Annotated in this window: 11 protein-coding genes; 6 read left to right on the forward strand and 5 right to left on the reverse strand. The window is 68.9% G+C overall.

The features are described 5' to 3' along the window. Window positions 1-15 precede the first annotated feature (15 nt). Complete coding sequence (locus tag A2G96_RS25490; RefSeq protein WP_062802977.1) at window positions 16-1,386, forward strand: serine hydrolase domain-containing protein; 1,371 nt, start codon at window positions 16-18, stop codon at window positions 1,384-1,386. Between the two features lie 45 nt (window positions 1,387-1,431). Here the strand turns inward: A2G96_RS25490 and A2G96_RS25495 are convergent, their stop codons facing one another. Continuing rightward, the gene (locus tag A2G96_RS25495; RefSeq protein ID WP_062802978.1) at window positions 1,432-1,773 is read right to left on the reverse strand and encodes a HigA family addiction module antitoxin; all 342 of its coding nucleotides are present in this window, start codon (window positions 1,771-1,773) and stop codon (window positions 1,432-1,434) included. Between the two features lie 15 nt (window positions 1,774-1,788). Continuing rightward, window positions 1,789-2,067 (reverse strand): type II toxin-antitoxin system RelE/ParE family toxin, encoded by a 279-nt coding sequence (locus A2G96_RS25500; RefSeq protein ID WP_062802979.1) that lies wholly within the window; start codon window positions 2,065-2,067, stop codon window positions 1,789-1,791. 238 nt (window positions 2,068-2,305) lie between these two features. On the opposite strand from A2G96_RS25500, the gene uvrA reads away from it, so the two are divergent. The 4 genes from uvrA to A2G96_RS25520 all read left to right on the forward strand — a co-directional run bounded on the left by uvrA (window position 2,306) and on the right by A2G96_RS25520 (window position 10,263). After that, window positions 2,306-8,194 (forward strand): excinuclease ABC subunit UvrA, encoded by a 5,889-nt coding sequence (gene uvrA / locus A2G96_RS25505; RefSeq protein ID WP_062802980.1) that lies wholly within the window; start codon window positions 2,306-2,308, stop codon window positions 8,192-8,194. Window positions 8,195-8,298: 104 nt separating this feature from the next. Further along, window positions 8,299-8,661 carry a hypothetical protein gene (locus A2G96_RS25510; RefSeq protein WP_062802981.1) on the forward strand — a complete coding sequence of 121 codons (363 nt, stop codon included), beginning with the start codon at window positions 8,299-8,301 and terminating at the stop codon, window positions 8,659-8,661. A gap of 35 nt (window positions 8,662-8,696) precedes the next feature. Next, window positions 8,697-9,584: an endonuclease/exonuclease/phosphatase family protein gene (locus A2G96_RS25515; RefSeq protein ID WP_062802982.1), complete on the forward strand. Its 888-nt coding sequence runs from the start codon at window positions 8,697-8,699 to the stop codon at window positions 9,582-9,584. Beyond that, complete coding sequence (locus A2G96_RS25520) at window positions 9,571-10,263, forward strand: BON domain-containing protein (protein WP_062802983.1); 693 nt, start codon at window positions 9,571-9,573, stop codon at window positions 10,261-10,263. Before A2G96_RS25515 ends, A2G96_RS25520 begins: the two co-directional genes overlap by 14 nt. A 34-nt stretch (window positions 10,264-10,297) precedes the next feature. Here A2G96_RS25520 and A2G96_RS25525 read toward each other — a convergent pair whose 3' ends face one another. Genes A2G96_RS25525 through A2G96_RS25535 form a run of 3 tightly spaced genes read right to left on the reverse strand, consistent with a single transcriptional unit; the run spans window position 10,298 to window position 11,390 of the window. Then, window positions 10,298-10,699: a hypothetical protein gene (locus A2G96_RS25525; protein ID WP_062802984.1), complete on the reverse strand. Its 402-nt coding sequence runs from the start codon at window positions 10,697-10,699 to the stop codon at window positions 10,298-10,300. Between the two features lie 41 nt (window positions 10,700-10,740). Then, complete coding sequence (locus A2G96_RS25530) at window positions 10,741-10,971, reverse strand: hypothetical protein (protein ID WP_062802985.1); 231 nt, start codon at window positions 10,969-10,971, stop codon at window positions 10,741-10,743. A gap of 50 nt (window positions 10,972-11,021) precedes the next feature. Further along, window positions 11,022-11,390: a BON domain-containing protein gene (locus A2G96_RS25535; RefSeq protein WP_062802986.1), complete on the reverse strand. Its 369-nt coding sequence runs from the start codon at window positions 11,388-11,390 to the stop codon at window positions 11,022-11,024. A 458-nt stretch (window positions 11,391-11,848) separates the two neighbouring features. On the opposite strand from A2G96_RS25535, the gene A2G96_RS25540 reads away from it, so the two are divergent. Further along, the gene (locus tag A2G96_RS25540) at window positions 11,849-12,412 is read left to right on the forward strand and encodes a hypothetical protein (protein ID WP_062802987.1); all 564 of its coding nucleotides are present in this window, start codon (window positions 11,849-11,851) and stop codon (window positions 12,410-12,412) included. The last annotated feature ends 1 nt before the right edge of the window (window position 12,413 follow it).

Raw genomic sequence — 12,413 nt, forward strand, 5'->3', positions numbered from 1 at the left:
ATGCAAGGAGACAGCATGTCGTTGAAGCCCTATCGGAAATCCCCGCGGTCATGGCGCCGCCTGGCTGGCGTGGCCCTGTTCGTGGCGAGCCTGCCGGCGTGGAGCCAGCCCGCCGCCAGCGCAGCCAGTGCTGCGCCCCGGACCGCCGCACCGGCGACGACGGTCGAGGCGGCGCTGGCCACCGACCCTAACCTCATGGGCTGGATGCAGGGCTTTCCGCCGCCGCCCGACAAGCTGATCACCCATGTGCCGGGGGGCAACCGGTTTCCGCGCAACCGCTGGTTGTTCTCGCATGTGCGCGAGCTGGTGCCGACTGCACCGGTATGGCGCGGCCCCGGCCCAGCCAGCGCGCTGCCGCGCGCGGAGCAGGCCATCGGCGCGATCCCGTTCACCGATGCCGATGGTACCCGCCGCACTTTCGACGAGATGCTGGCGCTGACCTATACCGACGGCATCCTGGTGATGCACCAGGGCAAGGTCGTCTATGAGCGCTATTTCGGCGCGCTCGACAGCCATACGCCGCATATCGCGATGTCGGTAACCAAGTCGTTCGTCGGCACGCTGGCCGCGATGCTGGCGGCAGAAGGCAAGCTCGACCCGGCCGCGCCGGTGACGCGCTACCTGCCGGAGATGGCCGGCACCGCGTATGGCGATGCCACGGTGCGGCAGGTGATGGACATGACCATCGGCGTGCGCTATTCCGAGGACTATGCCGATCCCAGGGCCGAGGTCTGGGACTACGCGCGCGCCGGCGGCATGCTGGCGCGCCCGGCCAACTACAACGGTCCCGGCACGTTCTATGACTTCCTGAAGACGCTGCAGAAGGACGGCAGCCACGATGCCGCGTTTGCCTACAAGACCGTCAATGCCGAGGTGCTGGCGTGGATCGTGCGCCGCGCCTCGGGCCAGTCGCTGGCGAAGCTGCTGTCCGAGCGCATCTGGCAGCCGATGGGCGCCGAGCAGGACGCGTATTTCACTGTCGACAGCATCGGCACCGAGTCCGGCGGCGGCGGGCTGAACACCACGCTGCGCGATCTCGCGCGCTTTGGCGAGACCATCCGCGGCAACGGCCGCTTCAACGGCAAGCAGATCATCCCGGCGTCAGTGGTGGCCGATATCCGCCGCGGCGGCAGCCGCGAGCTGTTCGCCAGATCGGGCAGCGCGGCGGCGTTGCCGGGCTGGAGCTATCGCGATATGTGGTGGGTCTCGCACGACAGCCATGGCATGTTCCAGGCGGCCGGCATCCACGGCCAGCGCATCTACATCGACCCGCAGGCCGAACTGACCATCGTGCGCTACGCCTCGCACCCGGTGGCCGGCAATGCGGCCAACAACGCGATCACGTTCCGGGCCTTCAGGGCAGTGGCGGAGGCGTTGTCGCGGTAGTGCCGCGCAGGGGGCGGCGCGACTGCGCCGCCCGGGACCGCGCTTCTACTTGCCCCCCTGGCTTTGCACAGCCTGCGCTGCAGCCGGGTCGCGCGGCGTGATTTCCGCCTGGATGCGCTCGCCATGGTCGCGCTCGGCGACCTTCAGGTCATAGTTGATCTGCAGGTTCAGCCACGACCGCGCATCGCCGCCAAAATAGCGGGCCAGTCGCAGCGCCGTGTCTGGCGTGATGCCGCGCTCTTCGCGCACGATCTCGTTGACGCGGGCCGCGGTCACGCGCAGGGCTATGGCGAGCGCGTTGGCGCTCATGTCCAGCGGCACAAGGTATTCCTCGCGCAGGATCTCGCCGGGGTGGACGGGCCGCATGCCATCCTTGAAATACGCCATGGTCGTTCTCCGTTCTCAGTGATAGTCGATGATCTCGACGGCGGCGGGGCCGTCGTGGGTCCAGACAAAGCAGATCCGCCACTGGTTGTTGATGCGGATGCTGTAGCAGCCCTTGCGCTCGCCGCTTAGCCGTTCCAGCCGGTTGCCCGGCGGCGCGCGCAACATTTCCACCGTGGTCGCTTCGTGCAGCATCAACAGCTTGCGCACGGCGACCGCATGGATGTTGGCAAAGCGAGGCACCCAGCGGCCCTTGAACAATTCAAACGTGTCGGAGCATCGGAATGATTGGATCATATCGTATACCGGTAGTCGATAAATAGCAATACAGCGAAAAAACAGGACAAGGCCGGCGGGTTTCACTCGCCGGAGCCTCCAATCAAATCCGCTTGGGCATCCGCCCGCACCGTCAGTTGTCTCATTCACCGCGAGGCGATCGATACGAATTCCTTTCCAACCTGATAGACTGTATGGATGTACAGTGGTCCGGGGCTCTCCCGGCATTCCCTTAACGTCCTGATCCGAAAGAGAAACCGTGTCGAGCAAGCAGCCAATCCGCATTCGCGGCGCCCGCCAGCACAACCTCAAGGATGTCGATCTCGACCTGCGTCCCGGCGAGATGACCGTGGTCACGGGGCCGTCCGGCTCCGGCAAGTCCAGCCTGGTGTTCGACACGCTCTATGCCGAGGGCCAGCGGCGCTACGTCGAGACCTTCAGCGCCTACGCCCGCCAGTTCCTGGACCGGATGGACCGGCCCCAGGTCGAGCGCGTCGACGGCGTGCCGCCGGCGATTGCGATCGACCAGACCAACCCGGTGCGCAGCTCGCGTTCGACGGTCGGCACCATGACCGAGCTGAACGACCACCTGAAGCTGCTGTATGCGCGCGCGGCGGAGCTGTTCGACAAGCAGACCGCGCAGCCGGTGCGGCATGACTCGCCCGAAACCATCTACGCCGACCTGGTCGCGCGCACGGCCGCGGGCCAGCCTCATCACGACGCACGGCTGGTGGTGACCTTTCCGGTGGAGCTGCCGGAATCGGCCACCGACGAGGAAGTCCAGCAGTGGCTCTCGGTCAGCGGCTATACGCGCGTGCAGGCGCAGCGCGTGGTGCAGTCGCCCACCGGCGCGCGCAAGCTGCTCGACGTGGTCGCGGACCGCTTCCGCATCGGCAATGCCGAGAAAGTGCGCGTGGTCGAGGCCATCGAAGCCTCGCTCAAGCGCGGCGGCGGCCGCGTCAACATCTACGTGCTGAGCGATGGCGACGACGGCCCGGTGTGGCGCTATTCCACCGGCCTGCACAGCCCCGACAGCGACCTGCGCTATGCCGACCCGCAGCCCGCGCTGTTTTCGTTCAACTCGGCCTACGGTGCCTGCGAAACCTGCCGCGGCTTCGGCCGCGTGATCGGCGTCGACCTGGGCCTGGTGATTCCCGATGCGCGCAAGACCCTGCGTGGCGGCGCGATCAAGCCGATGCAGACGCCGGCCTGGAAGGAATGCCAGGACGACCTGATGCGCTATGCCGGCAAAGCCGGCATTCCGCGCGATACGCCGTGGGCGGAGCTGACCGAGGCCGAGCGCGACTGGGTCATCCATGGCTCGCCGGACTGGAACGGGCAGTGGAACAAGCAGTGGTACGGCGTGATGCGGTTCTTCAACTACCTCGAGTCGAAGGCCTACAAGATGCACATCCGCGTGCTGCTGTCGAAGTACCGCAGCTACACGCCGTGCGAAACCTGCGGCGGCGCGCGCCTGAAGACCGAATCGCTGCTGTGGCGCCTGGGCTCGAAGCACAATGCCGACGCCGTGCTGGCGCCGCAGCGCCGCTTTTTGCCGCGCGGCGTCGACTGGGACCGCACGCAGCTGGAGGCGCTGCCGGGCCTGACCGTGCATGACCTGATGCTGCTGCCGATCGAGCGGATCCGCCGCTTCTTCGACGACCTGTCGCTGCCCAGCGCGATGCTGGACGATGCGCTCAAGCTGCTGCTGGCCGAGGTGCGCACGCGGCTGAAGTACCTGTGCGACGTGGGCCTGGGTTACCTGACGCTGGACCGCCAGAGCCGCACGCTGTCCGGCGGCGAGGTGCAGCGCATCAACCTGACCACGGCGCTGGGCACGTCGCTGGTCAACACGCTCTTTGTGCTGGACGAGCCCAGCATCGGCCTGCACCCGCGTGACCTGAACCGCATCGTCGAGGCCATGCACCGGCTGCGCGACGCGGGCAATACGCTGGTGGTGGTCGAGCATGATCCGTCGGTGATGCTGGCCGCCGACCGCCTGATCGACATGGGCCCCGGCCCCGGCGAGCGCGGCGGCAACATCATTTTCGACGGCACGCCGGCGGTGATCCGCCAGGCCGGCACGCTGACCGGCGAATACCTGGCAGGGCGCCGCCGCGTGGCCGATGCCTCGCACTGGCAGCGCCGCCCCGTTGACGCGAAGCAGCCGCGCATCGTGCTGGAAGGCGCGACCGAGCACAACCTGCAGGACGTCACGGTGGAGATTCCGCTGCAGCGGCTGGTGTGCGTGACCGGCGTGTCCGGCTCGGGCAAGTCCACGCTGCTGCAGGACGTGCTGTATCCCGCCATGGCGCGGCACTTCGGCAAGGCCACCGAGTCGCCGGGCGCATTCCGCCAGCTGAGCGGCGCGGAGCTGGTCGACGATGTGGTCTTCGTCGACCAGTCGCCGATCGGCAAGACCGCGCGCTCCAACCCGGCCAGCTATGTCGGCGCCTTCGACGAGATCCGCAAGCTCTTCGCAAAGGCCCCGCTGGCGCTGCAACGCAGCTATACCGCGGGCACTTTCAGCTTCAACTCCGGCGACGGTCGCTGCCCGACCTGCGGCGGCTCCGGCTTCGAGCATGTCGAGATGCAGTTCCTCAGCGACGTCTACCTGCGCTGCCCGGACTGCGACGGCACCCGCTACCGTCCCGAAGTGCTCGAGGTAAAGATAGAGCGCGCCGCGCCCGGCCAGCCGCCACGCCTGCTCAGCATTGCCGACGTGCTGGAACTTACCGTCAGCGAGGCCGCGGCCTGCTTTGCCGGCGATGCGGCGGTGCTGCGCGTGCTGCAGCCGATTGTCGATGTCGGCCTCGAATACATGAAGCTGGGCCAGCCGGTGCCGACACTGTCGGGCGGCGAGGCGCAGCGCCTCAAGCTGGCCGGATTCCTTGCCGAAGCCGCGCAGGTAACACCGTCGCGCACCCGGCCCAGCACCATGCCGCGCCGGCTGTTCATGTTCGACGAGCCCACCACGGGCCTGCATTTCGACGACATCGCCAAGCTGATGCAGGCCTTCGGCAAGCTGCTCGACGGTGGCCATTCGCTGATCGTGATCGAGCACAACCTCGACGTGATCCGCGCCGCGGACTGGCTGATCGACCTCGGCCCCGAAGGCGGCGATGCAGGCGGGCGCGTGGTCTGCACCGGCACGCCCGAGGACGTCAAGCGCTGCGCCGGGTCGCATACCGGCCAGGCGCTGATCCACTATGACGCGGCGCTCGGCGAGGCCGGCACGCTGGCCGCTGAACGTGCGGAAAGCACCGAAAGCACCGCGGCCGAAGGCGTGCCGCTGCAGGCCGCGCTGCAGGCGCGGCGCGCGCGCCGCGAGGTGGAGGGCGAGGACGTGGTGCGCATCGTCAATGCGCACGAGCACAACCTGAAGGCGCTGAACGTCGACATCCCGCACGGCAAGTTCAACGTGGTCACCGGCGTGTCGGGCTCCGGCAAGTCGACGCTGGCCTTCGACATCCTGTTCCACGAAGGCCAGCGCCGCTACCTGGAATCGCTCAATGCCTATGCGCGTTCGATCGTGCAGCCCGCGGGCCGGCCCGAAGTCGATGCGGTCTACGGCATCCCGCCGACGGTGGCGATCGAGCAGCGCCTGTCGCGCGGCGGCCGCAAGAGCACGGTGGCGACCACCTCAGAGGTCTGGCACTTCCTGCGCCTGCTGTACGTCAAGCTGGGCATCCAGCACTGCGTGCATGACGGCGCACCGGTGACGTCGCAGAGTCCCGAATCGATCGCCGCGCAGTTGCTGCGCGACCATCGCGGCCAGCACGTGGGGCTGCTGGCGCCGCTGGTGGTCAACCGCAAGGGGGTCTACACGGACCTGGCCAAATGGGCCAAGGCGCGCGGCAATACGCACCTGCGCGTCGACGGCGAGTTCCTGCCGGTGGACCCGTGGCCGCGGCTGGACCGCTTCCGCGAGCACACCATCGAGCTGCCGGTCGGCGACCTGGTGGTGTCGGCCGAGAACGAGGCCGAGCTGCGCGCGCTGCTGGCGCAGACGCTGGAAGCCGGCAAGGGCGTGATGCACCTGCTGGCGCCGCTGGACGGACTCGACCATGCCATGCACAACGGCGGCACCGCGCACGTGGGCGAGGTCAAGGTGTTCTCGACCAAGCGTGCCTGCCCGCAATGCGGCACCAGCTATCCGGAGCTGGACCCGCGCATGTTCTCGTACAACAGCAAGCATGGCTGGTGCGGCACCTGCGTCGGCACCGGGCTGGCGCTGACGCGCGAGCAGCGCGCGGCCTTCGACGACACCGTGCTCGCCGACGACAACCGCGGCCGCGAGCAGAGCCTGCCGTCGGAAGAGCAGGAGCCCGAAGGCGTGGTCGACACGCCGTGCCCGGACTGCCACGGCACGCGCCTGAACCCGGTGGCGCGCGCGGTGACCTTCGATGACAACGCGATCGTCGACGTGGCGCAGTGGACCGTATCGGAAACGCGCCGCTGGGTCGAGGGCCTGCGCCTGTCCGGGCGCGAAGCCGAGATCGCGCGCGACGTGGTCAGCGAGATCGGCAGCCGGCTGCAGTTCCTGGAAGAAGTGGGGCTGGGCTACCTGAGCCTGGACCGTGCCGCGCCCAGCCTGTCCGGCGGCGAGGCGCAGCGCATCCGCCTGGCGGCGCAGCTCGGCAGCAACCTGCAGGGTGTCTGCTACGTGCTGGACGAGCCCACCATCGGCCTGCATCCGCGCGACAACCAGATCCTGCTGGACGCGCTGCGCAAGCTGGGCGACAAGGGCAACACGCTGGTGGTGGTCGAGCATGACGAAGACACCATCCGCCGCGCCGACCATATCATCGACATCGGCCCGGGCGCGGGCAAGCGCGGCGGCACGCTGGTGGCGCAGGGCGGCGTGGCCGAGCTGGCCGCGGCGGCGGCCTCTACCACCGGCCAGTTCCTGGCCAACCCGATCGTCCACCCGCTGCAACCACGGCGCAAGGTCAGGCCCGGCGCCGCAGGCAAGCCGGCGGATCCGCCCGAATGGCTGACGGTGCACGGCGCGTCGCTGCACAACCTGCGCCACGTGACCGCGCGCCTGCCGCTGTCGCGGCTGGTGGCGATCACCGGGGTGTCCGGCTCGGGCAAGTCGACGCTGGCGCGCGATGTGCTGATGACCAACCTGCTCGATGCGGTGGGCCGCTCGGTGCTGTCGTCGCCGGCGACCCGGCGCGCGCGCAATGCGGCGAAGAATGGCAACGGCGCAGGCAAGGGCACTGTCAGGAAGCCGCTCGACGTCCAGCACAACTGGCATGGCTGCGACGCCGTTACCGGCTGGGAATCGATCGACCGCGTGCTGGAAGTGGACCAGACCCCGATCGGCAAGACCCCGCGCTCCTGCCCGGCAACTTATATCGGCGTGTGGGACACCATCCGCCGGCTGTTCGCCGATACGCTGGAAGCGCGCGCACGCGGCTACACCGCGTCGCGCTTCTCGTTCAACACCGGCGACGGGCGCTGCCCGGCGTGCGAAGGGCAGGGCGTGCGCACCATCGGCATGAGTTTCCTGCCGGACGTGAAGGTGCCGTGCGATGTCTGCCACGGGCAGCGCTTCAACCCCGAGACCCTGGCCGTGACCTGGCGCGGCAAGAATATCGGCGAAGTGCTGACCATGGAGATCGACGAGGCGGTGGAGTTCTTCTCGGCCATGTCGAACATCGCCCATCCGCTGCAGCTGATGAAGGACGTGGGCCTGGGCTACCTGACGCTGGGCCAGCCGTCGCCGACGCTGTCCGGTGGCGAGGCCCAGCGCATCAAGCTCGTCACGGAACTGAGCAAGGTGCGCGACGACATCACGCGGCGCGGCCAGAAGGCGCCGCACACGCTGTACGTGCTCGACGAACCGACCGTGGGCCTGCACATGGCCGACGTGGCGCGACTGATCCGCGTGCTGCACCGGCTCACCGACGGCGGCCACAGCGTGGTGGTGATCGAGCATGACCTCGACGTGATTGCCGAGGCCGACTGGATCATCGATCTCGGTCCCGAAGGCGGCGCGGGCGGCGGCACCATCGTCGGCGCGGCCGATCCCGAAGCGCTGTCGCGCAACCGCGCCAGCCATACGGGTGCGGCACTGGTGCCGGTGCTGGCGCGGGGCAATGCCGAGGCGGGCAAGGCGGGCAAGGTGAGTATCGCCTGAGGCCTGGATCGGCACGGCGCATTGGCGACGCGAAAGGCGTACGGGCACGCCTTTCGCTTGCCCATGGTTACTGGCGCGCACTTCGCGCCCCAACGGAGGTAACCATGAAGCATATCCGCACCAGCCTTGCTGCCATCGCCGTGGCGGCGGTCGCCATCCCGGCCATGGCACAGACGCCGGGTACCCCGCGCGGCTCCTACGACCCGTATTCACAGGGCGCGCGCAGTACCGACAAGTTCGACCCCTACACGCAGGGCGCCAACGCGCCAACGCGTACTGACCTGGCCCCGACAGCACCAGCGGGCACCGCGCCGGAGGCGCAGCCGTCGACCATGCCGGCGCAGCCTGGCATGCCTGGCACCACCATGCAGCGCACGCCGGACCCGTATACGCAAGGCGCGCGCTGGGAAAGCCCTGACCTGGGCCGCCGCATCGGCAAGCCCAACCAGTTCCTCGACGGAGCCTGAGGATCTCACTTTCCAATTGCCGATCGAGACCGGCCATGCGAATGCAACCGGACTTACCGTCCCTTGTAAATCCTGCCCACGCGCGTGAACCCGGCGCTACCCCGGCCGTGGCCGTGGCCCCGGCGGCGTTGCATTGCCCGCCGACACGCGCGGCGGGACTGGCCCAGATGACCGTGGTCAGCTACAACATCCACCGCGCGGTCGGCACCGACCGCCGCTATCGCCCGGACCGCATCGCCGCCGTGCTGGCGGAACTCGACGCCGACATCGTGGCGCTGCAGGAAGTGGAATCGGGCAGCAGCAACGACCATACGCTGGAATACCTGGCCGGGCATACCGGCATGCATGTGGTGTCGGGCTTTACGCGGGTGCGCGGCAGCGCCGACTACGGCAATGCGCTGCTGACGCGCTTCGCGCCCGAGGCCGTGAACCAGATCGACCTGACCGTCAAGGGCTGCGAACCCCGCGGCGCCATCGATGCCACCGTGGCCTGCACCGCTTCCGGTTGCGCCAATCCGCTGCGCGTGATCGCCACGCACCTGGGCCTGCGCCCTGGCGAGCGCCGCCACCAGGTGCAGCAGTTGCTGAACTACGTCGCGGCCGCGCCGCCGTTGCCGACCATCCTGCTCGGCGACGTCAACGAGTGGTTCTTGTGGGGCCGGCCGCTGCGCTGGCTGCACGCGTATTTCGAACACACGCCGCACACGGCGACCTTTCCGTCGCGGCTGCCGCTGTTTGCGCTGGACCGCATCTGGGTATCGCCGCGCGCGCACCTGGTGTCGGTGGCCAGCCACCGTTCGCCGCTGGCGCGCGTGGCCTCGGACCACTTGCCGCTGGTGGCCTGTTTCGAGGTGCCGGAAGGCGGGTGGGATAAACGGCGTACCACTGCGCACGCGAAGGAGGATTTCAATGAAACACCGTGACGAAGAGTACCTGCGCAGGCGCCCCGATCACCAGTACGGCAGCAACGACCAGGGTTACAGCGGCATTCCCGCGCAGGCGCGCAACCGCAGGCAGCGCAACCTGACCGCGGGCCGCTATGGCAATACCGCCGAGCGCCTGCCGCGCGATGACACCCGTCCGTTCGAGGCCGAAGAGCAAGGCTGGTACGGCCGGGAGGTTGAATCATGGCGCTGGGGGCGCCCCACCGAACCCTTGAGCGAACTCTCGAACGAACCCTGGGACGAGGCTCGCTATGAAGACGAATGGTCGCGCCGTCGCGTACCGTATGGCGCGGAGCGCTGGGAAGGCCGGCGCGACTGGTATGGCGGGCCAGCCGGCGCGCCTTACGGTAGCGGCTATGGCACGGATGACTGGGACGTGCCCGCGTACCGCGGCTACCGCCGCGGCGGGCCGAAGAACTATCGCCGCGGCGACGACCGCATCCATGATGAAGTCTGCGACCGGCTCGCGCATGCGCAGGAGCTGGATGTCAGTGAAGTCACGGTGCGGGTGCAGGACGGCCTGGTGACGCTGGAGGGCCACGTCGGCGACCGCCGCAGCAAGTACGACATCGAAGAGATTGCCGAACGCGTGTTCGGCGTGCAGGACGTGATCAACCACATCCGCGTGCGGCCCTACGGCATCCTGGCGTCCGAATGACCAGGGCGGCTCCGCAGCACGCGGAGCCGCGTTCTTATTCCACCCGCGGCGGCCGCGGCGGGTTCTCTTCGCGATCGTCGGTGCGGTCGGCCTTGTCGACCGGCACGTCGCCAGGCAGTGCTTCGGCCGCGCGCACCACTTCATCGGCGATCTCTTCCTCGGGGGTTTCCTCTTCCTCGGGGCTGTGCGCGTCTTCATCGCGCTGCGCGAGCTCGTTTTCGATATCGTCGGTTTCCTGTTCGAGGTCCGGGTCCAGCGTGCTGGGGATATTGCCGGCTTCGGCGCGCGCCGCGCCAGTGGCCGTGTTCTGGCGCGAGCGGCCGCGGCCCGAGGCGGCTTGCGCGCCTTCGCGCCGGGCACTCGCTGGCGGGCTGCCCACGCGGTCGGTGCGGGTGCCGGCATGCCGCGTGGGGCCGGTACGTACGGTCTTGCTCATCATGCCTCCTGTTCGGGCGGGTGCAAGGGGTGGCCGCCGGTTCAGTAGTTCTCGACCGGCGGCTCGCTTTCCTCGGGCTTGCTGCCGGGGCGCTTCACCGAGGGCGGCTCGCCGTTCTCGTCGGGAATGTCGTGCTCGCGCTCGACATCGTGGCGCCGGTCGCGTCCCGGCTTGCCGCGCTCGTGCTCGGTGTCCGGGCCGCCCTTGTGCGGGTCGCGCGGCTCGCTGCGGCGGCGGGTGGTGTCGTGGTCGGGCTGGCGATGGGTGCTCATCACGTCTCCATCAAGGTTGGCATGGCGCTGCCTGGTCAGGCGACAGGTCGTCAATCGGTGCCGGCGCGCAGTTCATCCGAAACCGCGCTGACGCCGCGCACGGAACGCGCCAGTTCCATGGCCATCGTACGCTGTTTGTCGTCGCGCACGGTGCCTTCGAGCTTGACCACGCCGTCGGTGGTCGAGACCCGGATCCTGCTCGGGTCGAGCGTGCGCGCATTGGCCAGGCGTGCCTGCACCTCGGCCGTGATGGCGCGGTCGCTCGCGGCAGCGGTGTCGCGCGGCGCCGCGGTGCGGCCGGTGGATGACGGCGCCGCGGGCGCATCGGTCGGTGCCGCGATGCCCGGCGCGGAGGCCGCCATGGCCAGCACCAGCGGCAACGCCAGCGCGGCGATGCGAATGCGGTAGCGTGCGGTCATAGGGCCCTCCTGTACATGCTGGCGGGCCTGCGGTTCAGCCCGCACCTGCACTTTGCCTGCAAGCTCCGTTCCCGCATGGCCCCGGGCGCAGGCACTGCCACCACCCAGCCGCTGCTGCGCCACGGCGCCGCCTGTGCGTCATGCGGCGCCGCCGCCGGCGCCGCGCGGTGCCGCATGCGCCGTAGTTTTTACAGGCGCTGCAGAAACTGCATGGCGCGCGTGGTCGAGCCGGCGCAGCGCTGCCATTGCTCTGCGCGCGGGGCCTGGCGTGCCGCTTGCGTTCCGTCCTGTGCTGGCGTGCGGTCCTGTCTATAGTGAAGGAAATGCTGGCAAAAACTGGCGTGCGGCAGGTGCCGGCGAGCACCCGCAACGCCGGCCTTCCCGCCGCGGCGCAGCTTGCCGCCGTGTGCTGCCGGGCCCGACAGCGCGGGGGAGCGTATAGCCGTTGCGAGGAAGCTATGAACCTAGCCAGCATTCTGTCCACCGTGGTCCTGGCCTCGTCGGTATCGGTGTCGTCGGCACCGGTCGAGCGCCAGCTGCTTGCGATCACGCCTTCGGACTTCGCCCAGCGTTTCAACACTGTCGCGCAGGACACCGGTTCCGGTCTGGCGCTGCCCAGCTTCAAGGTCAAGCCGGGATGGCACCGCGCCGCGCCCAGTGCGGGCGTGTCGGTGCTGGTGCGCGCCAGCCGCGCCGGCTACGCCATCGATGAAGTGGTGGTGGTGTGCCGCGAGGTCGAACGCTGCTTCCTGACCATCTGCACCGCCGCGCTTGCGATCGACGACAGCGTCAACCCGATGCTGCTGCAGCGCTTTATCGTCGCGCGCATCGCCACCGAACTCGGCGAGGTCGGCCTGGTGATGTCGGGGCTCGCGTACATCGTGGTAACGCCCAAGGAAGACGACTACGTGGCCGTGGTGATCCGGCCCTACCTGCCGCAGGAACGCAGCGCCTCGCCGACCCAGGCCTCGCGCGGGCCGTACGCGCCGGTCGCATGGCAGCCGGCGGCGCCGCACTCCTGAG

Source organism: Cupriavidus nantongensis, assembly GCF_001598055.1.
In the GTDB taxonomy this organism is placed as follows: domain Bacteria; phylum Pseudomonadota; class Gammaproteobacteria; order Burkholderiales; family Burkholderiaceae; genus Cupriavidus; species Cupriavidus nantongensis.

Bases quoted from the DNA above. Each gene is read 5' to 3' on its own strand.
- A2G96_RS25510 (WP_062802981.1), top strand. From the start codon at position 8,299: ATGAAGCATATCCGCACCAGCCTTGCTGCCATCGCCGTGGCGGCGGTC.
- A2G96_RS25540 (WP_062802987.1), top strand. From the start codon at position 11,849: ATGAACCTAGCCAGCATTCTGTCCACCGTGGTCCTGGCCTCGTCGGTA.
- A2G96_RS25535 (WP_062802986.1), bottom strand. From the start codon at position 11,390: ATGACCGCACGCTACCGCATTCGCATCGCCGCGCTGGCGTTGCCGCTG.
- A2G96_RS25515 (WP_062802982.1), top strand. From the start codon at position 8,697: ATGCGAATGCAACCGGACTTACCGTCCCTTGTAAATCCTGCCCACGCG.
- A2G96_RS25525 (WP_062802984.1), bottom strand. From the start codon at position 10,699: ATGAGCAAGACCGTACGTACCGGCCCCACGCGGCATGCCGGCACCCGC.
- A2G96_RS25495 (WP_062802978.1), bottom strand. From the start codon at position 1,773: ATGGCGTATTTCAAGGATGGCATGCGGCCCGTCCACCCCGGCGAGATC.
- A2G96_RS25490 (WP_062802977.1), top strand. From the start codon at position 16: ATGTCGTTGAAGCCCTATCGGAAATCCCCGCGGTCATGGCGCCGCCTG.
- A2G96_RS25520 (WP_062802983.1), top strand. From the start codon at position 9,571: ATGAAACACCGTGACGAAGAGTACCTGCGCAGGCGCCCCGATCACCAG.
- A2G96_RS25530 (WP_062802985.1), bottom strand. From the start codon at position 10,971: ATGAGCACCCATCGCCAGCCCGACCACGACACCACCCGCCGCCGCAGC.
- A2G96_RS25500 (WP_062802979.1), bottom strand. From the start codon at position 2,067: ATGATCCAATCATTCCGATGCTCCGACACGTTTGAATTGTTCAAGGGC.